This is a genomic window from Streptomyces sp. NEAU-174, from assembly GCF_052665095.1.
The window spans coordinates 19,194-43,040 of sequence record NZ_JBQTCE010000009.1; the positions used below are offsets into that span (position 1 = coordinate 19,194).

General features: G+C 71.9%; 17 protein-coding genes and 1 pseudogene. 13 read left to right on the plus strand and 5 right to left on the minus strand.

The window, feature by feature from the left end; genetic code table 11:
- Positions 1 to 218 precede the first annotated feature (218 nt).
- The 10 genes from ACT2CW_RS25930 to ACT2CW_RS25975 all read left to right on the plus strand — a co-directional run bounded on the left by ACT2CW_RS25930 (position 219) and on the right by ACT2CW_RS25975 (position 10,701).
- The gene (locus tag ACT2CW_RS25930; RefSeq protein WP_445518431.1) at positions 219 to 1,058 is read left to right on the plus strand and encodes a CoA transferase subunit A; all 840 of its coding nucleotides are present in this window, start codon (positions 219 to 221) and stop codon (positions 1,056 to 1,058) included.
- The gene (locus tag ACT2CW_RS25935) at positions 1,055 to 1,846 is read left to right on the plus strand and encodes a CoA-transferase subunit beta (RefSeq protein WP_445518432.1); all 792 of its coding nucleotides are present in this window, start codon (positions 1,055 to 1,057) and stop codon (positions 1,844 to 1,846) included. The genes ACT2CW_RS25930 and ACT2CW_RS25935 overlap by 4 nt, the downstream gene beginning before the upstream one ends.
- Positions 1,843 to 3,048 (plus strand): thiolase family protein, encoded by a 1,206-nt coding sequence (locus ACT2CW_RS25940; protein WP_445518433.1) that lies wholly within the window; start codon positions 1,843 to 1,845, stop codon positions 3,046 to 3,048. The genes ACT2CW_RS25935 and ACT2CW_RS25940 overlap by 4 nt, the downstream gene beginning before the upstream one ends.
- A gap of 89 nt (positions 3,049 to 3,137) precedes the next feature.
- Positions 3,138 to 3,905 (plus strand): protocatechuate 3,4-dioxygenase subunit beta, encoded by a 768-nt coding sequence (pcaH, locus tag ACT2CW_RS25945; RefSeq protein WP_182470441.1) that lies wholly within the window; start codon positions 3,138 to 3,140, stop codon positions 3,903 to 3,905.
- A complete protein-coding gene (gene pcaG / locus ACT2CW_RS25950; RefSeq protein WP_445518434.1) occupies positions 3,905 to 4,570 on the plus strand; it encodes a protocatechuate 3,4-dioxygenase subunit alpha in 666 nt (221 codons plus the stop codon). The genes pcaH and pcaG overlap by 1 nt, the downstream gene beginning before the upstream one ends.
- The gene (gene pcaB / locus ACT2CW_RS25955) at positions 4,557 to 5,864 is read left to right on the plus strand and encodes a 3-carboxy-cis,cis-muconate cycloisomerase (protein WP_445518435.1); all 1,308 of its coding nucleotides are present in this window, start codon (positions 4,557 to 4,559) and stop codon (positions 5,862 to 5,864) included. The genes pcaG and pcaB overlap by 14 nt, the downstream gene beginning before the upstream one ends.
- Positions 5,865 to 6,275: 411 nt before the next feature.
- Positions 6,276 to 7,493: a bifunctional 3-oxoadipate enol-lactonase/4-carboxymuconolactone decarboxylase PcaDC gene (gene pcaDC, locus ACT2CW_RS25960; protein ID WP_445518436.1), complete on the plus strand. Its 1,218-nt coding sequence runs from the start codon at positions 6,276 to 6,278 to the stop codon at positions 7,491 to 7,493.
- 111 nt (positions 7,494 to 7,604) lie between these two features.
- Positions 7,605 to 8,870, plus strand: coding sequence for an ABC transporter substrate-binding protein (locus ACT2CW_RS25965; protein ID WP_445518437.1), 1,266 nt, complete (start codon positions 7,605 to 7,607; stop codon positions 8,868 to 8,870).
- Positions 8,870 to 9,796: a carbohydrate ABC transporter permease gene (locus ACT2CW_RS25970; RefSeq protein ID WP_138915754.1), complete on the plus strand. Its 927-nt coding sequence runs from the start codon at positions 8,870 to 8,872 to the stop codon at positions 9,794 to 9,796. Before ACT2CW_RS25965 ends, ACT2CW_RS25970 begins: the two co-directional genes overlap by 1 nt.
- A complete protein-coding gene (locus ACT2CW_RS25975) occupies positions 9,796 to 10,701 on the plus strand; it encodes a carbohydrate ABC transporter permease (RefSeq protein WP_445518438.1) in 906 nt (301 codons plus the stop codon). The genes ACT2CW_RS25970 and ACT2CW_RS25975 overlap by 1 nt, the downstream gene beginning before the upstream one ends.
- A gap of 144 nt (positions 10,702 to 10,845) precedes the next feature.
- Here ACT2CW_RS25975 and ACT2CW_RS25980 read toward each other — a convergent pair.
- Together ACT2CW_RS25980 and ACT2CW_RS25985 are read right to left on the minus strand one after the other, a co-directional pair.
- Positions 10,846 to 11,424 (minus strand): annotated as a pseudogene (locus tag ACT2CW_RS25980) (FadR/GntR family transcriptional regulator); the annotation flags it as partial.
- A gap of 28 nt (positions 11,425 to 11,452) precedes the next feature.
- Positions 11,453 to 12,556, minus strand: coding sequence for an ArsR/SmtB family transcription factor (locus tag ACT2CW_RS25985; protein ID WP_445518439.1), 1,104 nt, complete (start codon positions 12,554 to 12,556; stop codon positions 11,453 to 11,455).
- 484 nt (positions 12,557 to 13,040) lie between these two features.
- Here ACT2CW_RS25985 and ACT2CW_RS25990 point away from each other — a divergent pair, with 484 nt between their 5' ends.
- The 3 genes from ACT2CW_RS25990 to ACT2CW_RS26000 all read left to right on the plus strand — a co-directional run bounded on the left by ACT2CW_RS25990 (position 13,041) and on the right by ACT2CW_RS26000 (position 15,936).
- Positions 13,041 to 14,237 (plus strand): helix-turn-helix domain-containing protein, encoded by a 1,197-nt coding sequence (locus ACT2CW_RS25990; RefSeq protein ID WP_445518440.1) that lies wholly within the window; start codon positions 13,041 to 13,043, stop codon positions 14,235 to 14,237.
- Between the two features lie 102 nt (positions 14,238 to 14,339).
- The gene (locus ACT2CW_RS25995; RefSeq protein WP_445518441.1) at positions 14,340 to 14,729 is read left to right on the plus strand and encodes a hypothetical protein; all 390 of its coding nucleotides are present in this window, start codon (positions 14,340 to 14,342) and stop codon (positions 14,727 to 14,729) included.
- A gap of 115 nt (positions 14,730 to 14,844) precedes the next feature.
- A complete protein-coding gene (locus ACT2CW_RS26000; protein WP_445518442.1) occupies positions 14,845 to 15,936 on the plus strand; it encodes a methyltransferase domain-containing protein in 1,092 nt (363 codons plus the stop codon).
- Positions 15,937 to 16,071: 135 nt separating this feature from the next.
- Here the strand turns inward: ACT2CW_RS26000 and ppdK are convergent, their stop codons facing one another.
- The 3 genes from ppdK to ACT2CW_RS26015 form a co-directional block, all read right to left on the minus strand.
- Positions 16,072 to 18,798, minus strand: coding sequence for a pyruvate, phosphate dikinase (ppdK, locus tag ACT2CW_RS26005; protein ID WP_445518443.1), 2,727 nt, complete (start codon positions 18,796 to 18,798; stop codon positions 16,072 to 16,074).
- Between the two features lie 567 nt (positions 18,799 to 19,365).
- On the minus strand, positions 19,366 to 22,884 hold the full coding sequence (locus tag ACT2CW_RS26010) for an SAV_2336 N-terminal domain-related protein (RefSeq protein WP_445518444.1): 3,519 nt from the start codon (positions 22,882 to 22,884) through the stop codon (positions 19,366 to 19,368).
- On the minus strand, positions 22,881 to 23,843 hold the full coding sequence (locus ACT2CW_RS26015; protein WP_445518445.1) for an AAA family ATPase: 963 nt from the start codon (positions 23,841 to 23,843) through the stop codon (positions 22,881 to 22,883). The genes ACT2CW_RS26010 and ACT2CW_RS26015 overlap by 4 nt, the downstream gene beginning before the upstream one ends.
- Positions 23,844 to 23,847 lie beyond the last annotated feature (4 nt).

The following is a 23,847-nucleotide window of genomic DNA, read 5'->3' on the forward strand; positions in this document are numbered from 1 at the left end:
GCTTCCGCTTCCCCGCTGCTCACTTACTTCCACTTACTCCGCGCACTGACTTACTCCGTGCACTGAGTAATTCTGCCCTGTGGAAGACCCCATGTCGAGAGGCCGACATCCGACCTAGACTCCCTTGACGAGCGCACCACCCAATGGCACCGTGCGAAACCGGCTGACCGGCACCACATTAGTCAGCACACTGAGCATCCCGAACCCGCGGAGTGACGATGGCCGACATCCGAAGCCTGAGGGACGCCGTGGCGGACCTCGTCCACGACGGGGACACCGTCGCGATGGAGGGATTCACCCACCTGATCCCGTACGCCGCCGCGCACGAGGTCATCCGTCAGGGCATCACCGATCTCACCCTCGCCCGGATGACCCCGGACGTCGTCTACGACCAGCTGATCGGCGCCGGACTCGTCCGCAAGCTGGTGTTCTCCTGGGGCGGCAACCCCGGCGTGGGCTCGCTGCACCGCTTCCGTGACGCCGTCGAGAACGGCTGGCCGCGGCCGCTGGAGCTGGACGAGCACAGCCACGCGGGCATGGCGAACCGCTATGTGGCGGGCGCCTCCAAGCTGCCGTTCGCCGTATTGCGCGGCTATCGCGGCAGCGACATCCCGACCCGTACGGACACCGTCTCCACCGTCGTCTGCCCCTTCACCGGGGAGGAGTTGGCCGCAGTCGCGGCGCTCAACCCCGACGTCACCGTCATCCACGCCCAGCAGGCCGACCGCGCCGGCAATGTGCAGATGTGGGGGCTGACCGGGGTGCAGAAGGAGGCGGCGCTCGCGGCGGACCGGGTGCTGGTGACCGTGGAGGAGATCGTCGAGGAGCTCACGCCACGCCCCGGCGGGATCGTCCTGCCGACGTGGGTGATCGACGCGGTGTCCGTCGTCCCCGGCGGCGCCCACCCCTCCTACGCCACCGGGTACTCGACCCGCGACAACGACTTCTACCAGGCATGGGACCCGATCGCCCGCGACCGCGAGGCGTTCTTGAGGTGGATCGAGGACAACGTGCGCAACAGCGACGTGCGCGACAGCGAGGGAGCCCTCACCCGATGACCGCCACCCCCGCAGGGACGACGGACTACAACTACACATCCGACGAGCTGATGGAGGTCAACGCCGCCCGCGCGCTCACCGACGCCACCACCTGCTTCGTCGGCATCGGCCTCCCCAGCACCGCCGCCAACCTGGCACGCGCCACCGTCAACCCCGGCCTCGTACTCATCTACGAGTCGGGCACCATCGGCTCCAAGCCCACCCGGCTCCCGCTGTCCATCGGCGACGGCGAGCTCGCCGAGACGGCCGACGCGGTGGTCCCGGTGCCGGAGATGTTCAACTACTGGCTCCAGGGCGGCCGGATCGACGTCGGCTTCCTCGGCGCCGCCCAGGTCGACCGCTACGCCAACATCAACACCACCGTCGTGGACCGCGGCCCGGACAAGCCCGAGGGCCGCCTCCCCGGCGCGGGCGGCGCCCCCGAGATCGCCTCCAACTGCGGCAAGGTGCTCATGGTGCTGCGCCACTCCACCCGCAACTTCGTGGAGCGGCTGGATTTCGTGACGACCCTGGGCCACGGCGGCGGCCCCGGCGACCGTAAGAAGCTCGGCATGCCGGGCGCCGGCCCCACCGCCGTCATCACCGACCTGGGCATCCTGCGCCCCGACCCGGCCACCGCCGAGCTGGTGCTGACCGAAGTGCACCCGGACGTCACCGTGGAGCGGGTACGGGCCGCCACCGGCTGGGAGCTGACCGTCGCCGACACCGTGGGCACCACCGAGCCGCCCACCCCCCAAGAGCTGGCGGCGCTGCGCGCCCTCAAAGCCGCCGGAAAGGACGCACGATGACCGCCGCCCTGCGTGACGTCTATATCGTCGACGCCGTCCGCACCCCCATCGGCCGTTACGGCGGCGCACTGTCCGGGGTGCGCCCCGACGACCTGGCCGCCCATGTGGTGCGCGGCCTGCTCGCCCGCACCCCCGCCCTGGACCCGGCGCGCATCGACGACGTCTACTTCGGCAACGCCAACGGCGCGGGCGAGGAGAACCGCGATGTCGCCCGCATGGCCGTGCTGCTGGCCGGGCTGCCCGTCACCGTGCCCGGCGCGACCGTCAACCGGCTCTGCGCCTCCGGCCTGGAGGCCGTGCTCCAGGCCGCCCGCGCCATCGCGGTCGGCGACGCGCACATCGCGCTCGCGGGCGGTGTGGAGTCGATGAGCCGCGCCCCCTGGGTGCTGCCCAAGCCCGAGCGCGCCTTCCCCGCCGGGCATCAGCAGATGTACTCCACGACGCTCGGCTGGCGGATGACCAACCCGGACATGCCGCCCGAGTGGACCGTCGCCCTCGGCGAGGGCGCCGAGCTGATCGCCGACAAGCACGGCATCACCCGCGAGGCACAGGACGCGTTCGCGCTCACCAGCCATGAGCGGGCGGCGCGGGCGTGGAAGGACGGGGCGTACGACGCCGAGGTGCTGCCGTATCCGGACACCGAGCTCATCCGGGACGAGACCATCCGCGAGAACACCTCCGCCGAGGCCCTGGCCAAGCTCAAGCCCGCCTTCCGCAAGCCCGGCGGCACCGTCACCGCGGGCAACTCCTCGCCCCTCAACGACGGCGCGGCCGCACTGCTGCTCGTTGACGAGGAGGGGTTGAAGGCCACCGGACGCGAGCCCCTGGCCCGGATCGGTGCCTCGGCCGTGACCGGTATCGAGCCGCAGTACTTCGGGCTCGGCCCGGTCGAGGCCGTACGCCGCGCCCTCGCCAAGGCGGGCCGCTCGTTCGCCGATCTGGCCACCCTCGAACTCAACGAGGCGTTCGCCGCGCAGGTGCTGGGCTGCCTCGCCGAGTGGTCGGCCCAGGACCCCGGCTTCGACCCCGACATCGTCAACCCGCGCGGCGGCGCCATCGCCATCGGCCACCCGCTCGGCGCGTCCGGAGCCCGGCTCACCGGGGCCGTCGCCCATCAGCTCGCCGCCCGCGGCTCGGGAACGGGCCTGGCCACCCTGTGCATCGGCGTCGGACAGGGCCTCGCCCTCGTCCTGGAGAGGTAATCCCTGAACGGCACCGGCACCGGCACCGGCACCGGCAACGCCACCTCAATGGCACCGCAATGGCTGGAAAGGTAAGGCTGACGGCAGACATGACTCTCACCCAGTCCGACATCGACAGCGAACTCGCGCACATACGGGAGTCGTACGACAAGGCGCGTGCCGAGGGGGCTCCCGCCGCCGACCACCCGCCGCGCGACTTCCCCCCGTACCGCAGCAGTGTGCTGCGCCACCCCAAGCAGCCGCTGGTCGCGGTGCACGGCGACCCGGAGACCGTGGAGCTGCACACCCCGGTCTTCGGCCACACCGACATCACCGCGATCGACAACGACCTCACCGTGCAGCACCGGGGCGAGCCGCTCGGCGAGCGGATCACCGTCTCCGGGCGGCTCCTGGACAGCCGGGGCCGCCCCGTCCGGGGGCAGCTCATCGAGCTGTGGCAGGCCAACGCGTCCGGCCGCTACGCCCATCTGCGCGATCAGCACCCCGCGCCGCTCGACCCCAACTTCACCGGTGTGGGGCGGACGTTGACCGGCGACGACGGTTCGTACCACTTCACCACCATCAAGCCGGGCGCGTATCCGTGGCGCAACCACGAGAACGCCTGGCGCCCCGCGCATCTGCACTTCTCCGTCTTCGGCGCGGCGTTCACCCAGCGGCTGGTCACCCAGATGTACTTCCCCGGCGATCCGCTCTTCGCCTACGACCCGATCCTCCAGTCGGTGACGGACGACTCGGCGCGGCAGCGGCTGGTCGCCCGTTACGACCACGCGCTGTCGCGGCCGGAGTGGTCGCTGGGCTACCGCTGGGACATCGTGCTGGACGGGCCGTCGGCCACCTGGATCGAGGAGGGGCGCTGATGAGCGAGAAGCCTGTACCCGCACCCGCACAGGGGCTCGCACCCGCCGAAGGGCTCGCGCCTGTCGAAAGCGCATCCGCCGAGACGCTCGCGCCCACGCCCTCCCACACCGTGGGCCCGTTCTACGGCTACGCCCTGCCCTTCCCCGGCGGCGGCGAGATGGCCCCGGCGGGGCACCCCGGTGCCATCACGCTCCACGGCCATGTCCGCGACGGCGCGGGCGCCCCCGTCCCGGACGCGCTGGTGGAGCTGTGGCAGGCGGGCCCGGACGGCTCGCTCGCCGGGGCGGGCGGGTCGATGCGGCGCGACCCGGTGACCGGCGGCTTCCTCGGGCGCAACGGCGTGGACTTCACCGGTTTCGGCCGTATCGCCACCGACGCGGACGGCCACTGGACGGCCCGTACGCTGCCGCCCGGCGGCCCGGCCGCGCCCGCCGCGCCGTACATCAGCGTGTGCGTCCACGCCCGGGGGCTGCTGCACCACCTCTTCACCCGCGTGTACTTCCCCGAGAACGCCGAGGCCAACGCCGCCGACCCGCTGCTCGCCTCGCTGGATCCGGCGCGCCGCGAGACGCTGGTGGCGACGGCGGCGTCCCCGCCGGGGACCTATCGCTTCGACATCCGCCTTCAGGGCGAAGGGGAGACGGTTTTCCTTGAGTTCCGGTAGCCCTGGTACTTCCGACAGCGACGACGTGGGGCTGCTGTCCCCGGTGCGGGCCGGGTCGGCGGTGGAGGCCGCCACGGGCGACACGGCGTTCATTCAGGCCATGCTGGACGCCGAGGCCGCGCTGGCGCGGGTGGTGGCACCGGCCGGGGCGGCGGAGGCGGTGGCGGGCGCGGCCCGCGCCGAGCTGTACGACGTACGCGATCTGGCGCTGCGCGCCCGCTCCGGGGGCAACCCGGTCATCCCGCTGGTCGCCGATCTCACGGCGGCGGTGGCCGGTACGGACGCCGAGGCCGCGTCGTATGTCCACCGGGGCGCGACCAGCCAGGACATCGTGGACACGGCCACGATGCTGGTGGCCGCGCGGGCCCTGCCGCTGATCGTGGCCGATCTGGAGCGTACGGCGGCGGAGCTGGCGCGGCTCGCCGCCGCGCACCGCGACACCCCGATGCCCGGCCGCACCCTCACCCAGCACGCCGTGCCCACCACCTTCGGGCTGAAGGCGGCGGGCTGGCGGGCGCTCGCCCTGGACGCCCGCGACCGGCTCGCGGCGCTGCGGCCGCCCGCCCAACTGGGCGGTGCGGCGGGGACGTTGGCCGCCTTCGACGGCGGGGTTCCGCTGCTGGGCCGGTTCGCCGAGGAGACCGGTCTCGCCGAGCCCGGACTGCCGTGGCACACCCTGCGCACCCCCGTCGCCGACCTGGGCACCGCGCTCGCCTTCGCCGTGGGGGCGCTGGGGAAGCTGGCGGCGGATGTGCTGGTGCTCTCCCGGACGGAGATCGGTGAGGTGGCGGAGGGGGCGGGGGGTGGCTCGTCCGCGATGCCGCATAAGTCGAACCCGGTGCGTGCCACGCTGATGGCCGCCGCGGCCCGTCAGGCCCCGGGGCTCGCCGCGACCCTGCTCGGCTCGCTCGCCGCGGAGGACGAACGGCCGGGTGGGGCGTGGCATGCGGAGTGGCAGCCGCTGCGGGAGCTGTTGCGGCTCGCGGGCGGGGCGGCCCGCGATGCCGTTGAACTCGCCTCCGGGCTGCGGGTCTTTCCTGACCGGATGGCCGCGAACCTGGGGCTGACGGATGGGCTGATCGTGAGCGAACGTCTGATCGCGGTGCTTGCGCCGGGGCTTGGGCGGGTCCGTGCGAAGGAGGTCTTGGCGGAGGCGGCTCGGGAGGGGGTGGGGGTGTCCGAAGCGCTGTCGGGGGTCCTGCCACCTGATCGCCTACGCGAACTGATGGACCCGACCACGTATGTGGGGGCGGCCCCCGCCCTGACAATGCGGGCCCTGGCGCGCGATGGGTGACCCCTGCGGGGGCCTGTTCCCCACCCCGCCCCTCCCCAAAACCGGAGGCTCCGCCCCCGGACCCCCGCTCCTCAATCGCCGGAGGGGCTGGAGGTGCACCTGGTTGTGGGCAATCGTTCTGCGGGGCGGAACGGGTGGGCACAACCCACCCACCGGCCCGCACCAGGCAACGAAACCCCGGGGTCCAGGGGCGCAGCCCTTGGTTCGGGAAGGGGCGGGGCGGGGAAAAACCCACCGGCCCGCACCCAGGCAGCGAAACCCCAGGCCCCAGACCCCAGATGCGGAGCCCATCGTTCGGGAAGGGGCGGGCGAAAACCCCCCGCCGCACAACACAACCAACCCGCCCACCCACCGAAGCACCCCCGGACCACCCCCGAAGCACCCCCGGACCACCCCCGGAGCACCCACCCCATGACCACCACCCCACCCCACCACAACCTCACCGGACCCCCCACCGCCCCACCCCTCATCCTCGGCCCCTCCCTCGGCACCTCCCTCGCCGTCTGGGAGCCCCAGCTCCCCGCGCTCGCCCGAGGCCACCGCGTCCTGCGCTGGGATCTGCCCGGGCACGGCGGCTCCCCCGCCACGCTGCTGCCCTCGGACGGCTCGGCGACCATCGACGATCTCGCCGCCCTCGTGCTGCGGCTCGCCGACGAGCAGGGGTGGGAGCGGTTCGCGTACGCGGGGATTTCGATCGGCGGCGCTGTCGGGCTGCATCTCGCCGCACACCACCCCGACCGGATCAGCCGCCTCTCCGTCGTCTGCTCCTCGGCCCGGTTCGGCGACCCCGCCGTCTGGCGTGAGCGGGCCGCGCTCGTACGGGCCGAGGGGACGGAGGCGATGGTGGCGAGCCGCCCCGGCACCTGGTTCTCGCACGACTTCGCCCGCACACCCGTCGGCGCCGCGCTGATCGAGGATCTGCGGGCCACCGACCGTGCGGGCTACGCCGCCTGCTGCGACGTTCTCGCCACGTACGACATGACGGCCGACCTGGCGAAGATCACCGCGCCCACCCTCGTCGTCGCCGGTCGGGACGACCCCGCGACGCCGCCTTCCCACGCCCGCCAAATCGCCGACGCCGTGCCCGGCGCAAGCCTGCTGGAGGTCGCCGGGGCCGCCCACCTGGCGGGCGTGGAGCGGCCGGAGGCGGTCACCGGGGCGCTGCTCACCCACCTCAGCAACCCCACACCGTCGCAACCACGGGACGACGCCTCGCGCCACGACGCCGGAATGGCCGTGCGCCGGGCCGTCCTCGGGGACGCGCACGTGGCCCGCGCGGTGGCCCGGACGACCCCGTTCACCGCCCGCTTCCAGGACTTCATCACCCGCTACGCCTGGGGCGAGATCTGGACCGGCGACGGGCTGGACCGGAGGACCCGCAGCTGCATCACCCTCACCGCGCTGATCGCCCACGGCCATGACGCCGAACTGGCCATGCACATCCGGGCCGCGCTCACCAACGGGCTCACCCGTGACGAGATCGGCGAGGTGCTGCTCCAGTCCGCGATCTACTGCGGTGTCCCGGCCGCCAACTCGGCCTTCGCCACCGCCCAGCGCGTCTTCGACGAAATCGACGCCGGGTTGCACAGCGACGTCGACTCTGCGTCACATTCCGATACCGAAAAGTGACATCCGCCCGCAATACCTCTGTCGTAATCCGCCTCCATCGTTGATCGTTGAGTCGTAACGGAGACCGGGAGTCCGGGAGACCGAGACCGGGAGACGAGGGGGCGCACGCCAATGTCCATGAGCCGCCGAAGGCTGCTGGGTGCGGGCGGAGGGCTGGCCCTCACCGGAGCGCTCGCCTCCGCCTGTGGGTCCAACACCGGGCGGGACGGCGATGACCACGCCGGCCAGCCGGTGCTCGAACAGTGGTACCACCAGTACGGCGAGCCCGGCACCGAACAGGCGGTCAAGCGCTACGCCGACGCGTTTGAGAAGGCGAACGTCCAGGTGCAGTGGCGGCCGGGCAACTACGACCAGCAGACCGCCGCCGCGCTGCTCACCAAGTCCGGCCCGGATGTCTTCGAGGTCAACGGCCCGACGCTGGACCAGATCCAGGGCGGCCAGGTGGTCGATCTCACCGATCTCCTCAGCGAGGCCAAGGACGACTTCAACCCGGCCGTGCTCGCCCCGAAGACGTATCAGGGCAAGATCTGGGCCGTACCGCAGGTCATCGACACCCAGCTGCTCTACTACCGCAAGAGCATGCTCGAGGACGCGAAAGTAGAACCGCCGCGCAGCCTCGACGCGCTGATCGACGCGGCGAAGGAGCTGACCACCAAGGACGTCAAGGGGCTCTTCCTGGGCAATGACGGCGGCCCCGGCGTCCTCGGCGGCACCCCGCTCAACGCCGCCGGGCTCACCCTGGTCACCGAGGACGGCGAGGTCGGCTTCGACGACCCGGCCGCCGCCCGGACGCTCGGCAAGCTGCGGCAGCTCTACGCGGAGAAGTCGCTGCTGCTCGGGGCGCCCTCCGACTGGTCGGACCCGGCCGCGTTCACGCAGGGGCTCACCGCCATGCAGTGGTCCGGGCTGTGGGCGCTGCCGCAGGTGAAGAAGGCGCTGGGGGACGACTTCGGGGTGCTGCCGTTCCCCCAGGACGGGGCGCACGGCGCGCCCGCGGTGCCGGTCGGCGCGTACGGGTCGGCGGTCAGCGCCCGGGCCCGGGACAAGGCGCTGGCGAAGGCGTATGTGAAGTGGCTGTGGGTCGAACGGACCGACTACCAGGAGGACTTCGCGCTCCGCTACGGCTTCCACATCCCCGCCCGGATCTCGCTCGCCACGAAGGCGGCCAAGCTGCGGCAGGGCGCGGCCGGTGAGGCGGTGCGCTACGCCACCGACCACGGCCACGCCGAACCGCTGCTGTGGACCTCCGCGAGCAAGACGGCCTACCAGGACGCGCTGAGCCGGATCATCAAGAGCGGGGCCAACCCGGAGAGCGAGCTGCGGTCGGTGGTCCGCAAGACCGAGGCCGAGCTGCGGCGCGTGAAGAAGAAGAGCTGATGCGGGGGGCGTTCGTCCGCAGGCTCCTGGGCCCGCAGAACCGCCATCTGTGGTTCTGGATATTCGTCGGCCCGTTCGTCCTGGGGCTCACCCTCTTCACCTACGTCCCGCTGGCCTGGAGCGTCTACCTCAGCTTCTTCGACGCGCACAACACCGTCTCGCCCACGGAGTTCGTCGGCTTGGACAACTACACGGCGATGCTGGGCGACGACGCGTTCACCGGCAGCCTGGTGACCTTCCTGGTCTTCACCGCCTTCATCGTCCCGGCCACCTACGCGCTCTCGCTCGCGCTGGCGCTGATGGTCAACCGGCTGCGCTGGGCGCAGGCGTTCTTCCGGTCGGTGTTCTTCCTGCCGGTGGCGTGCTCGTATGTGGTGGCGGCGCTGATCTGGAAGATGTCGATCTTCAACGGGGTGCGCTTCGGGCTGGCCAACACCGTGCTGGACTGGTTCGGCGCCGATCAGATCGCCTGGCTGTCGACCACGGACCCGCCCTGGTACTGGCTGGTGATCGTGACCGTACGGCTGTGGCTCCAGGCGGGGTTCTACATGGTGCTGTTCCTGGCCGGACTCCAGCGCATCTCCCCACGGCTGTACGAGGCGGCGGCCGTGGACGGGGCGCGGCCCGGCTGGCAGGTGTTCCGGCACATCACCTTCCCACAGCTGCGGGCGACCTCGGTCGCGGTGGTGCTGCTGCTGGTGATCAACGCCTTCCAGGCGTTCGACGAGTTCTACAACCTGCTGTCGGACTCGCGCGGCTATCCGCCCTACGCCCGCCCGCCGCTGGTCTACCTCTACTACACGGCGCTGGGCCAGGGGCAGAACCTGGGCCTGGGCAGCGCGGGCGCGGTGATCCTGGCGCTGATCATCGCCGTGGTGACGGTGGTGCAGGCCCGCTGGTTCGGCCTGGGCCGGAAGGAGGACTGATGCACCCCCGTTCGAACACCCGCGACGCCCGGCGCCGGAACGCGCGCGACGTCCGGAACGCGCGCGACGTCCGGGACGCCCTCGTCGGCGTGGGGCGCGCCGTGCGGCTGGTGCTGCTGCTCGCGCTCGCGCTGGTCTTCCTGATCCCGTTCTATCTGCTGGTGCGCAACGGTCTGTCGAGCGAGGCGGACCTCACCTCGCCCGAGTGGACGTTCTTCCCGCGCGAGCTGCACTGGTCCAACGTCAGCGAGCTGTTCGACGACCCCAATGTGCCGATGGCGCACGCGCTGCTCAACTCCTCGCTGATCGCGGTCCTCACCACCGTGGGCACCCTGCTGCTGGCCTCGCTCGCCGGGTACGGTCTGGCCCGCATCCCGTACGCCTACGCCAATGTGGTCTTCTACTGGATCCTGGGCACCTTGATGGTCCCGGCCGCGGTCACCTTCGTGCCCAGCTTCGTGCTGGTCAGCTCGCTCGGCTGGGTGTCCACGCTGCGCGGTCTGGTGGTGCCCACGCTGTTCAGCGCGGTCGCGGCGTTCATCTTCCGTCAGTACTTCCTGGGCTTCCCCCGGGAGTTGGAGGACGCGGCGCGGGTGGACGGGCTTGGCTACTGGCGTACGTACTGGCGCGTCGTGGTGCCGAACTCCCGGCCGGTGTTCGCGGCGGTCGGCACGATCGTCTTCATCGGCGCCTGGAACTCCTTCCTGTGGCCGCTGGTCATCGGGCAGGACCGGGACGCGTGGACGGTGCAGGTGGCGCTGTCGACGTTCACCACCGCCCAGACCGTCAACCTCCATGAGCTGTTCGTGGCGGCGGCGGTGTCGATCGTGCCGCTGCTGGTGGTCTTCCTGGTGCTCCAGCGCCATATCGTCGCGGGCGTCGAGCGCACGGGCATCGACGACTGAGGCCGCCGGCGGCCGGTGTGGCTCGTCCGGCGGCCGGGCCGTCGTCCGGCAGCGGGGCGTACCGCCGCAGCCAGACCTCGGTCGGGACACATGCGCGGTGGCGGCCGCCGCGGCGGCCGCCGGATCGCGGGCGGCCATGGCGTTGATCAGCGCCTCGTGGCCGAGATCGCTGGCCAGCCGGATGGTGTCGGCCTCGGCGGCGCCGTAGATGCTGTAGTGGCTGCCCCGGGCGCGCAGCGCATCGGCGAGGGCGGCCAGCGCCTCGTGGCCGCTCGCCTCACAGAGCGTGGAGTGGAACTCCCGGTCCAGCGCGTGCCGTTCCGCCTCGTCCTCGGCGACCGCCAACCGCTTCTGCACCTCGCGCAGCCGGGCGACGACCCGCTCGTCGGCGCGGGCGGCGGCCAGCACGGCGGCCTGGGCCTCCAGGGGGCGGCGGACGTCGAACAGCTCCAGCAGCCCGTCGAGCGGCAGGACGTCCACGGTGGCGGCGAACCCGGCCAGCATCTGCCCGGGGCGCAGCGCCGAGACGAAGGTGCCGGAGCCGTGGCGGGACTCCAGCAGCCCGAGGGCGGCCAGGGAGCGCACCGCCTCGCGCAGCGATCCGCGCGAGACGCCGAGCCGCGCACAGAGTTCGGGCTCGGCGGGGAGCTGCTGCCCGGGGGTCAGCTCACCCTTGGCGATCATGGCGCGGAGGCCGTCCGCCGCCTCGTCGGTCGCCGTCATCCCGCCACCCCTTCCTGCCCGGAAAGCGTCATCCGCGCCCTGACCGCCCCCGTCCGCTCGTGGCGACCGGCGGCAGCGCCGCCGGTACGCCGAAGACGCGCTCCCCCGGCGCCCCGCCCCGCAGCAGCGCCGCCCCCAGCGGGGTCAGCGTGTGCAGGACGGCACTGCCCTGGCGGAGGGTGTGCACCAGGCCCGCCTCGCGCAGCACACTGGCGTGCTGACTGGCCGAGGCCAGCGATACGCCCACCCTGCGGGCGAGTTCACTGGTCGTACAGCCGCCGCCGACCTCCAGCAGCACGGCCGAGCGGGTCTGCCCGACCAGCTTGCCGAGCGTCTGGGCGGACCCGGACCGGGTTCCGGCCCCGGACCCAGACCCGGCCCCGGACGTCACGGCGGACCGCTGCTCGGGGCGGGGAATCAGACCGCACCGGGCGTGTTCGACGGGGTAGACCAGAACGGGCGTCAGCTCCGGGTTCCGGTAGGCCACCGGCGTACCCCGGCAGAAGAACGACGGCAGCAGCAGCAACCCCCGTCCCCGCAGCCACAGATCGCGATCCACCGGATAGTCCACCTCCAGCACCGGCGCCCGCCACCGCATCGTCGGCGGCAGCGAGGCCAGCAGCCCGTCGGCGCCCCCGTCCAGCAGGGCGCGGCCCCGGGCCACCCGATCGGCCTCGATCCGGGCCTGGATATGCGCCCAGTACGGGGCGACGGCGGCCTTGTGGTAGGCGCGCAGCGTGCTGATCAGCCGGTCCAGCGATCTTCGCTCGCCCTGCGCCAGGTCCCGTATCCACCCCGGAAGCGTCCGGGCCGCCGGAAGCCCGGCCAGCTCCGAGTGCAAGCGCTCACCCGAGATGGCGCGCAGCGCGGACATCGCGGCATCGCAACCGATTACCCCTTCGGCGGGTGTCAGGAAGTCCGGGAAATACCCGCGCGACGGAATGAGCGGCGCTAGCAGCCGCGCCTCGCCGTTGAGTCGGTTTCGCGCCTCCGAACGCCATTTCCCGTATACGGTCTCGGCCCGGTTCTCCCGCAACCTATGGAAACTTAAAACGGTTTCCCAGAGTGCGTCCGGGCGGACTGCCATCCGCAGCCGGGCCAGATCGAGTTCGCTGAAATGAACACGGAGCACCAGACCCCCACACGTGCCATTGCGACCGCCCCCCGATCACCGTTGAGTATGCACGCTGGCACGGTCAGTCACCACGCCCTTTTAGCCAGATGTGAAACGGGGAGCGGCGCGGAGCCCGGAAGAGGAAAGCTGTTCCCCAGGAAAACCGGGGGCCACCGGGAAAGAACTTCCGAGGGCCGTCCGGAATTCAACAGGCGGTGCTCAGAGCCAGTTTGCTCGTTCCCGTGGGGGGTGACGAGTACGTTACGGCGACTGGGCACTTGTGTTGCCGCACGTAGCCGATGCGCGCGGCAACAGCTCCCGTGGGGGGAGTGAGAGGGGGCGGCACCTCCGCACAAGGTGCCGCCCCCTTTGAGATCCGGATGCCCACGACGGGCGCGTCAAGGAGGCGCGACGGCCGCCACCGGAATGGGGCCGAGCAGTCGCACGCGTGGCGTCGGCCGCGGGTACCGTTCTGAGTGTCGAGGCCAGAACGGAGTTCACCATGCCGCAGAGCCATGAGGAACACACCGGCGCACGCATCGCTCGCACCCGCCGCGAACGCTCCCTGACCCAGCAAGGTCTGGCCATGCGCGCCAACGTCTCGAAGTCCCTGCTGTCCAAGGTCGAGTGCGGCCAGCGACCCGCCTCGCCCTCACTCATCGCGGCCTGCGCACGCGCCCTCAGCGTGACCACCTCGGATCTGCTCGGCCAGCCCTACACCCAGGAGCTTCGGCGCGAGCGGCTCGACGAGGTCATACAGCCCATCCGGGTCAGCATGGAGAACTGGGACATCCCCCTCGACTGGCAGGTGCCGCCCCGTCCGGTCGCGCTCATCCGTGCCGACATGGAGAGGGTCCTGGTGCAGCGGCGGCAGGCCGAGTACCTACCGATGGCCGTCGATCTCCCGGCACTCATCGACGAATGCGTGCAGGCCATCCACACCACCGGCGGCGAGGAGCGGCGGCAGGCCCACGAATGCCTGGCCTGGGCATTCCGGTGCGTCTTCACGCTGGCCTGGTCCTTCGGATACGTGGACCTGGCCACCGTTGCCCTGCAACGCCTGGACTGGGCGGCACCTCGCGCCGACGAGCCGGGCCTCGCGGCCATGTACGGCTATCTGCGCGCCCAGACCACGCTCTCCTCCAGCCGATACGACCTGGGCATGCGCGTCGTGGACAGTACTCTCCGGGACCTGGCAGGCCAGGACGCACGGAGCCCGCACGGCCTCGCCGCGATGGCCGGCGTCCTTCAGCTGCGGGCGGCCGTCATCGCGGGCCGGATGAAGAACCCCGATCAGGTCGAGGCCCGTGTGACCGAGGCCCGCGAACTGGCCCGGCGAACCGGCGAGACCGCGGCCTACGGCGTGGGCTGGGGACCGACGAACGTCGGCGTCCACGCCGTCGCGATCGCCTGCGATCTGGAGGAGTACGACCAGGCAGTCCAACTGGCGGACGGCGTACGGTTCCCCCAGCGCTGGGACCGGTCCCGGGCAGGCCATCACTGGCTGGACCTGAGCAGGGCAAACCTATGGACCGGGAATGCGGCACAGGCCCTCACCTGCCTGCAAAAGGCGCGCCGGACGGCACCTCAGCAGACGCGGTACCACCCCACGACCCGCGAGACGGTCATCGCCCTGCGGTCGCGTGAACGGTCGCGGAGCGGCGAGCTCGCCGAATTCTCGCACTGGATCGGCCTGTAGCACGGAACGTAACCGTCAAGTTGCACAGGGGAGTGCAATGTGACGCCGCGCCAGGTCGGCACGATGTGACGGTCAGAACACAGACCGTGCACGGAGCCGCCCATGACGACCAGTAACCTGCCGTGGACACCGTCGAACACCGAGGACATCGAGCCCTTACCGGTGGGCAAACGGTGGGACGCCACCTCCGCGCCCACCCCCGTCGCGAACCGCGCCCTGGAACTGCTTGGCGACCGATCCGGCGCCGTTGTCCAGGACGACTCCTACGGCAAGCTCTCCGAGCACACCACCGAAGAGACCCGAGACCCGTTCGCCGACGAGGCATGGCGTACGGCCATCGAGCACGCCGCGGGCTGCCCGTCCTGCCGGACGCCCGGCGCCAAGTGCGAGACCGGGGAGGGGCTGCTGCGCGCCTACGAGGAGGCCACGCGGCGGGCCCGGTCGGGACAGGCCTTCAGCACGGACGCCCAAGCACCCGCACCCAGGAGGTAGAACCATGACCGTCGAGAACAAGCACAAGGGCGACCCCGCTCCGATCAAGCCGTGGACGCCCCCGCCGCCGCCCCCGCCGGACGGCACGCCGCCCCCGAGGGAGAAGTGAGGGCCCATGACCGAGGACTGGCGACCACGTCACAAGGCACTGGTGGAAGCCCTCACCGCGTCCGGCGAACTCCCGGACGCATGGCGCCCGGCCTTCGACGCCGTCCCACGCCATCACTTCATCCCCGCCGACATCTGGGAGCAGCGGGCCACCTGCGTCCCCGTCACGACGGACGCGGCCTGGTGGGACCTTGTCTACCGGGATGTGCCGATCGTGACGCAGGTGGACGACGGGCAGAGCGACGGCCCGGCCATCGCGACCTCGTCCAACTCCATGCCCACGATGGTGGCGCGCATGCTCACCGCGCTGGACGTCGCCGACGGGCAGCGGGTGTTGGAGATCGGCACCGGCAGCGGCTGGAACGCGGCGCTGCTCGCCGCGCGCCTGGGGAGCGGGAACGTCACCACCGTCGAGGTCGATCCGGTGCTGGCGGAGAAGGCCGCGAAGGTCATCAAGGAGGCCGGATACAGCCCCGACGTCGTGTGGGGCGACGGCGCACGGGGGTGGGAGTCCGGGGCGCCGTACGACCGGGTCATCGCGACCTGTTCGGTGCGCCGCATCCCCTCCGCATGGGTACGGCAGACCAAGCCGGGTGGGCGCATCCTCGCCCCGGTGGCGGGGGACTTCTGGTCCGGGGCGCTGGTACGGCTCGACGTGGGCGGCGACGGGGTGGCGTCCGGCCGGTTCGTGGGCGGTGCCCGGTTCATGCCGATGCGCTCGGAGCGCCCTGGCCCGGACGTCCCGGTGGACAGCGGAACCGGGCGGCGCGGCAGCACCGAAAACGCGCTTCCCGCCGAGACCATGGCGAGCCTCGGCTTCGCCCTCTACGCGGGCGCGAAACTGCCGGGCGTGGTCATAGCCGACGGCACAGCGGACGGCAGCTATCAGCTCTGGCTGCACGACCGAAACGGGTCGGCGGCCACGGTCACCCAGGAGGAGGTGTGGAGTTACGGCCCACGCCAGTTGTGGGACGAGGCCACGGCCGTGCACAAGGCGTACGTGAACGACGGCAGCCCGGACTCCGGCGACTTCGGGCTGACCGTGTCCCCCGGCGGACAGCGACTCTGGCTCCGCTCACCCGATACGCCCCTCGACTGACCGACGAATGAGGGGGCGGCACCTCCGCACAAGGTGCCGCCCCCTTTGAGATCCGGAGCCGCCGCCGGGGGTGAGGGTGGGTGTTCCCGGCGCCGACTCCGGTGGTCCTACCGGCTCCTACCGGTTCACCGGCCGCTACCGGCCGTTCGCCGCCGCGCGGCCGGCCTCCAGGCGGGCCACGGGGATGCGGAACGGGGAGCAGGAGACGTAGTCCAGGCCCACCTCGTGGAAGAAGTGGACGGACTCCGGGTCGCCGCCGTGCTCACCGCAGACCCCCAGCTTGAGGTCCGGGCGGGTGGCGCGGCCCGCCTGGGCGGCGGCGCGGACGAGGGAGCCGACGCCGTCCTTGTCGATGGTCTCGAACGGGCTGACGCCGAAGATGCCCTTCTCCAGGTAGGCGGTGAAGAAGCTGGCCTCGACGTCGTCGCGGGAGAAGCCCCAGACGGTCTGGGTGAGGTCGTTGGTGCCGAAGGAGAAGAAGTCGGCGGACTCGGCGATCTGAGCGGCGGTCAGCGCGGCGCGCGGGAGCTCGATCATGGTGCCGAGGGTGAGCTTGAGGTCCACGCCCCGGGCCTGCTCGACCTCCGCGATGACCCGCTCGGCCTCCTCGCGGACGATCTCCAGCTCCTGGACCGTGCCGACCAGCGGAATCATGATCTCGGCCCGCGGGTCGCCCTTGGCATTGCGGCGCTCGGCGGCGGCCTCGGCGATCGCCCGCACCTGCATGGCGAACAGTCCGGGAATGACCAGGCCCAGCCGCACCCCGCGCAGGCCCAGCATCGGGTTCTGCTCATGGAGCCGGTGCACGGCCTGGAGCAGCCGCAGATCGTTCTCGTTGTGGTCCTTGCGGGACTCGGCGAGGGCGACGCGCACCGACAGCTCGGTGATGTCGGGCAGGAACTCGTGCAGCGGCGGGTCGAGCAGCCGGACGGTGACCGGCAGCCCGTCCATCGCCTCGAAGAGCTCGACGAAGTCGTTCTTCTGGAGCGGCAGCAGCTCGCCGAGCGCCGTGTCCCGCTCCTCCTCGGTGTGGGCGAGGATCAGCCGCTCGACCTTCTCCCGGCGCTCGCCGAGGAACATGTGCTCGGTGCGGCAGAGCCCGATGCCCTGGGCGCCGAACCGGCGGGCGCGGGCGGCGTCCTCGGCGTTGTCCGCGTTGGCCCGTACCCGCAGTCGGCGTACTCGGTCCGCGTACGCCATGATCCGGTGCACCGCGCCCACCAGCTCATCCGCGTCGTCGGCGCCCGCGTGCATCCGGCCCTCGAAGTACTCCACGACCGGCGAGGGCACGACGGGCACCTCGCCGAGGTAGACCTTGCCGGAGGAGCCGTCGATCGAGACGACGTCGCCCTCCTCGATCACGATCCCGTCCTTGCCGTCCCGGCCGGGGACGGTCATCCGGCGCCGCTTGGTGTCGACCTCGAGCTCCTCGGCGCCGCATACGCAGGTCTTGCCCATGCCGCGGGCGACGACGGCGGCGTGGGAGGTCTTGCCGCCGCGCGAGGTCAGAATGCCCTCCGCGGCGATCATGCCGTCGAGGTCGTCGGGGTTGGTCTCGCGGCGGATGAGGATGACCTTCTCGCCCGAGCGCGACCATTTGACGGCGGTGTACGAGTCGAAGACGGCCTTGCCGACGGCGGCGCCCGGGGACGCGGCGATGCCCCGGCCGATCTTCTGGACGGTGTCACCGGAGGCCACCTCGTGGTCGAAGCGCGGGAACATCAGCTGTGCGAGCTGCGCCCCGTTGACCCGGCGCAGCGCCTCGGGCTCGTCGATCAGCCCCTGGTCGACCAGTTGGGTGGCGATCCGGAAGGCGGCCCCGGCGGTGCGCTTGCCGACGCGGGTCTGGAGCATCCACAGCTTGCCGCGCTCGATGGTGAACTCGATGTCGCACAGGTCCTTGTAGTGCGTCTCGAGGGTTTCCATGATCTGCATCAGCTGGTTGTAGGACCGCTGGTCGATCTGCTCGAGGTCGGCGAGCGGCACCGTGTTGCGGATGCCCGCGACCACGTCCTCGCCCTGGGCGTTCTGGAGGTAGTCGCCGTAGACGCCCTGGTGGCCGCTGGCCGGGTCGCGGGTGAAGGCGACGCCGGTGCCCGAGTCGGGGCCGAGGTTGCCGAAGACCATGGAGCAGATGTTGACCGCGGTGCCGAGGTCGTGGGGGATGCGCTCCTGGCGGCGGTAGAGCTTGGCGCGGTCGCCGTTCCAGGAGTCGAACACGGCTCGTACGGCGAGGTCCATCTGGTCGCGCGGCTCCTGGGGGAAGCCCCGGCCGGTCTCCTTGGCGACGATGTCCTTGAACTCGCCGACCAGCTTCTTGAGGTCGGCGGCGTCGAGGTCCACGTCGACGGTGACGCCCTTGGCGTGCTTGGCCTGCTCGATGGCCTCCTCGAAGAGGTCGCCGTCCACGCCGAGCACGGTCTTGCCGAACATCTGGATGAGGCGCCGGTAGGAGTCCCAGGCGAACCGGTCGTCACCCGCCTGCGCGGCAAGCCCGGCCACGGACTGGTCCGAGAGGCCGATGTTGAGGACGGTGTCCATCATCCCGGGCATCGAGAACTTGGCGCCGGACCGTACGGATACGAGGAGGGGGTCGTCCGCCTGGCCGAGCTTCTTGCCCATCTTCGCTTCGAGGGCTTCGAGGTGCGCACTCACCTCGTCGCGCAGGGCCGGGGGCTCCGCACCGCTGTCCAGGTAGACCTTGCAGGCCTCGGTGGTGATGGTGAAGCCCGGTGGCACGGGGAGACCGAGATTGGTCATCTCGGCGAGGTTGGCTCCCTTCCCGCCGAGCAGGTCCTTGAGATCCTTGTTGCCCTCGGTGAAGTCGTAAACGAACTTCTGCTGATCTTGTGTTTCCGGCACGGGACTCGATCTCCTCGGCTCGGCTGCCCTGACGGCGGGGAGCGTACCCAGATCAAAGGCCCCTGAGCAGGTCCACTCCACCGTCATACGGCTGTAACCACCCGCCTGCCACGTGTTCGAAAGTGCGGCGCCCGAACGAGGCCCTTACGAGGTGCCTTCAAGCCTCGAACACACACCCACCCTCCGCCCGCGATGGACGCTTGGAATTTCACTATACGTAACCGATGGTTCGAGGTGTCGAACATCAAGTGGGTGGCACTGAGTGCCACGCATTGGAGAGGTGAGCACAGCGGGATGCCACCGATTCACCTCTCAGTTGCCGCTCATCTGAGCGAAGGCCCGATCAGAGTGGCGAGAATCACGCCTTGTCAGGGTCCATTGTCTCGCCTTTTGGATACAACGAGAGGGGGCACGCTCAGATGAGCGACACGCCGGGAAGGGGGGCCGACCACCTCCGCGAATGCCGAGGGGCAGCTCCTCCACGGTCCCCTGATACGGCTGATACGGGCCCTCTTCGCATCAGGGGGCCGGGGCCCGCCGTCCCCGGCGAAGGAATCACGCCATATTTCAGGACGCCCGGTCGTCCCCGGGCTCCCGCAACCCGGCGAGGGCCTCGCGGGTCTTCACGGTGCAGTTGTGCTCATCGCCCAGGACGCGCTCGCAGATCTCGAGCACGGCCCGCCACTCGGCCTCCGCCTCGTCGAGGCGGCCGAGGCCCTTGAGGGTGATGCCGAGATTGTGGCGGGTCCAGAGGGTTCCGGTGTTCTCCGGGCCCAGCACGCGGAGCCGTCCCTTGATCGTCTCCCGGATCTCCCGCTCGGCCTCCGCGAACCGGCCGAGCTTGTTGAGCACGTACCCCCAGCTGTGCCGCGCGGCCAGCGTGGCCTCGGCCTCGGCGCCCAGCGCCCGGACGCGCCCCTCGACCACCTGGCGGAATTCCGCCTCGGCCTCCTCATAGCGCTCCTGATCGCGCACCAGCGCCGCCAGGTTCAGACGTGTCGTCAGCGCGAGCGGGGCGTCCCGGCCAAGGACCCGGGCCTCCGCCTCCACGACCACCCGGTACTCGGCCTCGGCCTCCTCGCGGCGTCCCAGGTTGGCCAGGGTCCTGGCCCGGCCGCCCCGGGTCATGAGGGTCGACTGCTTGTCCGGTCCGAGGACGCGGAGCCAGTCGTCGAGCACCTCGGTGTACTCCGCCAGCGCCTCCTCGTTCAGCCCCGCCAGCCTCATGCTGGTCGCCAGGCAGTAGCGCGTGCTCAGGACATTGGCATGGTCCTCCCCGAACACCGGGATCTGCTGCTCCAGGAGTTCGCGGTAGATCGGCCGCGCTTCGTCGTACCGCCCCTGGTCCTCCAGGACGAACGCGCGCAGCCGCTGGGCGATGAGCGAGTCGTCGTGCCATTTCCCGAGCGTGCCGACCGTCTCCTCCACCAGCGTGTCGAGCTCGGCCTCCGCCTCGGCGTACCGGCTCAGGGCGCGCAGCCGGTGGATGCGGTTGCGGCGCGCGCGGCGGATCCGCCAGTTCCACGGCTTCAGGCTCGCGGAGGTCCGCTCGACCAACTCCCGCCACAGCGCCTCGGCCTCTTCGTTGCGCTGTCTGGTGTCCAAGAGCTCGCCGAGGGCAAACTCCGCCGTCAGCAGCGCGTCGTCCACGTCCGACTCCGCCGAGCGGCAGTCCTCGACCACCGACCGCAGCTCGGCCTCGGCCTCGTCGTACAGCCCGAGCCTGCGCAGCGCGACGGCCAGCCAGACCCGCGGGGCCACGGTCCTGGCGTGCCTGGGGCCGTCCAGCTCCCGCCGCCCGGCGGCCACGGTCCGGAACTCCCGCGCGGCCTCCTCCACGCGCGCGAGGTCCACCAGCACCCGCCCGTAGACCTGGCGCCGGGACAGGACCTCCGCCCGATGGTCGCCGCCCACCCGCCGGTCCCACGCGTCGAGCAGCGTGCGGGACTCCTCCTCCGCCGCCTCCAGCCGCCCGGCGTCGTGGAGCAGGTCCACGAGGTAGCCGCGGGCGAAGAGGGTGTAGTCGTGCTCCTCGCCGTGCACCCGCGCCGAGACCGCGACCACCGCCCGCAGCTCGCGCTCCGCCTCGTCGCGCTCCCCGAGCTTGTTCAGGGTGATCGCCAAATGCCCACGGAGGTTGCGGGATTCGAGGTCCTCGGCGGACCTCAGCCCCGCGATCTGCTCCCGCGCCGCCTCCTTCAGCTCCTCGGCGTACCCCTTCCATCCGGCCCTGACGAGCTCGTAGGCCAGGTTGGGCAGGAACCGCACGCCCCACCAGCCGGATTCCTCGTTCCGCGCGTCGGCGTTGTCCAGCACCTGGTCGACCTGGTAGCGCACCCCCCTCGGCAATCCGTTGTCCGCCGCGAGCCGCCGCACCAGCGCGATCATCATCGGCTGGACCCGCTCCGAGGTGTAGGACCGGGGCGGGACCTCGCGGGTCGGGGGCGGGGTGGCCGGTTCGGGCGGCTGCCGCACCGGCTCCTCCCGCTCCGGCGGCGCCTCCTCCGCCGCGTCCTCCAGCAGCCCGAGCCGCGACAGCAGCTCCGGCGAGGCCGCCGCGAACGGAAGGGCCTCCTCGGCGACGCGGGAGTCCCCGTGGTCGCCCGAGAGCCGGGCGCGGAACTCGGGGCCGCTGCCCTGGCGGTGCAGCAGGAACTCGGTGACCTGCGCCGCCGTCTCCAGCGCGTCCGAGGTCCGGACCGCGTCCAGCAGCAGATCCACGACGCCGGGGTGGAACTCGTACTCCTCCGCGCTCCCCTCCCGTCCGCGCAGCAGCCCGCCCAGGAACACCTCGGCCAGCTGCGCCGGGTGGAAGCGCTTCCCACGGCCCGCGCCCGCCTGGTGGATCAGCCGCATCACCGGCAGGGTCAGCGGATGGACCGTGGCCAGCGCCCCGGCCAGGCGCTGGGCCTCGGGCGAGGCGGCGCCCCGGAAGCGGCGCAGCCGCTCCTCGGCGGTCGGCTCGGGGGCGTGGGCCGTGGCCCGCGCGGCCACCGGCTTCTCCGCGCCGTCCAGCAGCATCACCGGCAGCGGCTCACCGCCGCCGCCGGTACCGGTGAGCGCCGCCCACGCGCCCAGCTCGCCCTCGGCCAGCTCCAGCACGGGCACCGGTGTCATGCCCTCGTACGACACCAGGCCGCGCGGCAGCACCGGATGGCGCACCGACAGGGCGCGGCCCGGCGCGCCCTCGCGGCCGCCCGCGTCGACCAGCAGCCGCTGGGTGGGCATACCGCGCTCCGGCCACATCCGCGCGGGCAGCGGCTGGAGCACCGCCACCGGTGAGTGGCGGGCCCAGCGGCGCAGCAGCCGCGGAATCGCGCCGCCGCGCCACCCCGGGCCCACCCCGTCCGAGAGGACCAGCATCACGGTGCGGCCGGAGGTGTCGGTGAGCTGGCGGGCGGTGCGGCGCGGGGCGCCGGGGGCGTACGGCCGCGCCCTGAGCACCGGCCGGTCCTCTTGGGCGCTGTCCAGGCCGTAGGTCCGCACCGAGCGGAAGGCGCCCTGACGCTCCAGCAGTCCGCGCACCTCGGCGGCGAGCTGCTGCCACAGCACCATCGACGGGCCGTCGTCCACGATGAGCGCGACGCTCAGCCAGCGCTCCGGGCGGGGGCGCAACACCACGTCCGGCAGACCGGTCTCGGCGATCCACTCGGCGGTGGCGGTCTCGTCGACGCGGAAGGACGTGCGCGACGGCACGCTGCGCCGCAGCGGCCGCAGCGCGCGGGACAGCCGGCGCGTCCCGGGGAGCGCCCGGACGCCCCGGACGCCGACGGCACGCGCCGGGCGGGCCGCGGCGGGGCGGGCGGCGCCGGGGGCGTAGAGCCCGGCGGGGACGAGGGGTCCCGGCTCGGGTTCGCCGGGGGTGAGCGCCCCGGGGAGCTGCCGCTGGGCGCCCTTCGCCTCGTCCTCGCCGTCGGCCGCGCCGGAGGCGGGAGCGGCGGAACGCCGGGACGGCGCCGGTTCCTCGCCGTCCCCTTCGTCCCGCGCCGGGGCGGTGGTGGCGGCGAACCACAGGACGTCGCGCAGCTCCACCTCGGAGAGCTCGACCCCCGCGTCCTCCAGCAGGGCGCACAGCCGCTCGATCATTGCGCGTCGACTTCGTTCAGCGAGCGGAACAGCTTGTCGAGGACGTCCTGGTCGACCCGTACCCCGGAGGAGCGCAGCCGGACCGCGTTGAGCAGCTGGTCGGTGGCCAGCTCCCGCTCGTTGCGCCGGGACACGAAGTCGGCGATCAGCTCCTGGGCCCGCGCGCCGACCTCCTCGCCCAGATGCATGGTGACGATTTGCTGGAGCTGCGCCTCGTCGGGCTGCTTGAGGTCGAGCCGGACGCAGCGGCGCAGAAACGCCGGGGGAAACTCACGCTCACCGTTGCTGGTGATGACGACGACGGGGAAGACGGAGCAGCTGACCCAGCCGCTGGTGATCCCGACCTTCTCCCGGGAGCCGGCGTACTGCACATGGACCGTCCTCCCCTCCCCCAGCCGGGCCAGCTCCGGAATCTCGAACTCACCCTCCTCGAAGACCGTGAGGAGGTCATTGGGCAGGTCGACATCGCCCTTGTCGAGCTCGTCCACGAGCAGCACCCGCGGTGTGCGGGCCGGAAGGAGCGCGGTGCCCAGCGGGCCGAGCCGCAGATAGTCGCCGATGTCCGGCTCGGTCCCGGCGGTCTCGTCGGCGCGCCGCTTGAGGGAGGCTTCGCGCAGCCTGCCCACCGCGTCGTACGAGTAGAGGCCCTCGGTGAGCGTGGAGCGGCTGTTGACCGGCCAGTGCAGCACCTCGCCCAGCATCAGCTCGCGGGCGATGGCGTGGGCCAGGGTCGACTTGCCGGTGCCTGGCCGGCCGGTGACCAGCAGCGGGCGGTGCAGGTGTAGCGCCATGTTGACGACGTCGCGGTCCTCGTCGGAGATCAGATACGGCAGCGGCCGCTCCTTGTCCCGGCGCCGCGCGTCCTCGCCGAAGCGCCGCCACGGCGGGGCGGCGGGCCAGGTCTCCACCTCGTGGGGCCGGGTGTCGCCGCCCTGGAAGAGCCTCCAGTCCTGTGCCATCTTC

Coding starts and splice junctions, on each gene's coding strand:
- ACT2CW_RS25970 (WP_138915754.1), top strand. CDS start 8,870: ATGCGGGGGGCGTTCGTCCGCAGGCTCCTGGGCCCGCAGAACCGCCAT.
- ACT2CW_RS25940 (WP_445518433.1), top strand. CDS start 1,843: ATGACCGCCGCCCTGCGTGACGTCTATATCGTCGACGCCGTCCGCACC.
- ACT2CW_RS25990 (WP_445518440.1), top strand. CDS start 13,041: ATGCCGCAGAGCCATGAGGAACACACCGGCGCACGCATCGCTCGCACC.
- ACT2CW_RS25935 (WP_445518432.1), top strand. CDS start 1,055: ATGACCGCCACCCCCGCAGGGACGACGGACTACAACTACACATCCGAC.
- ACT2CW_RS25975 (WP_445518438.1), top strand. CDS start 9,796: ATGCACCCCCGTTCGAACACCCGCGACGCCCGGCGCCGGAACGCGCGC.
- ACT2CW_RS26010 (WP_445518444.1), bottom strand. CDS start 22,884: ATGATCGAGCGGCTGTGCGCCCTGCTGGAGGACGCGGGGGTCGAGCTC.
- pcaH (WP_182470441.1), top strand. CDS start 3,138: ATGACTCTCACCCAGTCCGACATCGACAGCGAACTCGCGCACATACGG.
- ACT2CW_RS25995 (WP_445518441.1), top strand. CDS start 14,340: ATGACGACCAGTAACCTGCCGTGGACACCGTCGAACACCGAGGACATC.
- ACT2CW_RS26000 (WP_445518442.1), top strand. CDS start 14,845: ATGACCGAGGACTGGCGACCACGTCACAAGGCACTGGTGGAAGCCCTC.
- pcaDC (WP_445518436.1), top strand. CDS start 6,276: ATGACCACCACCCCACCCCACCACAACCTCACCGGACCCCCCACCGCC.
- pcaG (WP_445518434.1), top strand. CDS start 3,905: ATGAGCGAGAAGCCTGTACCCGCACCCGCACAGGGGCTCGCACCCGCC.
- ACT2CW_RS25930 (WP_445518431.1), top strand. CDS start 219: ATGGCCGACATCCGAAGCCTGAGGGACGCCGTGGCGGACCTCGTCCAC.
- ACT2CW_RS26015 (WP_445518445.1), bottom strand. CDS start 23,843: ATGGCACAGGACTGGAGGCTCTTCCAGGGCGGCGACACCCGGCCCCAC.
- ACT2CW_RS25965 (WP_445518437.1), top strand. CDS start 7,605: ATGTCCATGAGCCGCCGAAGGCTGCTGGGTGCGGGCGGAGGGCTGGCC.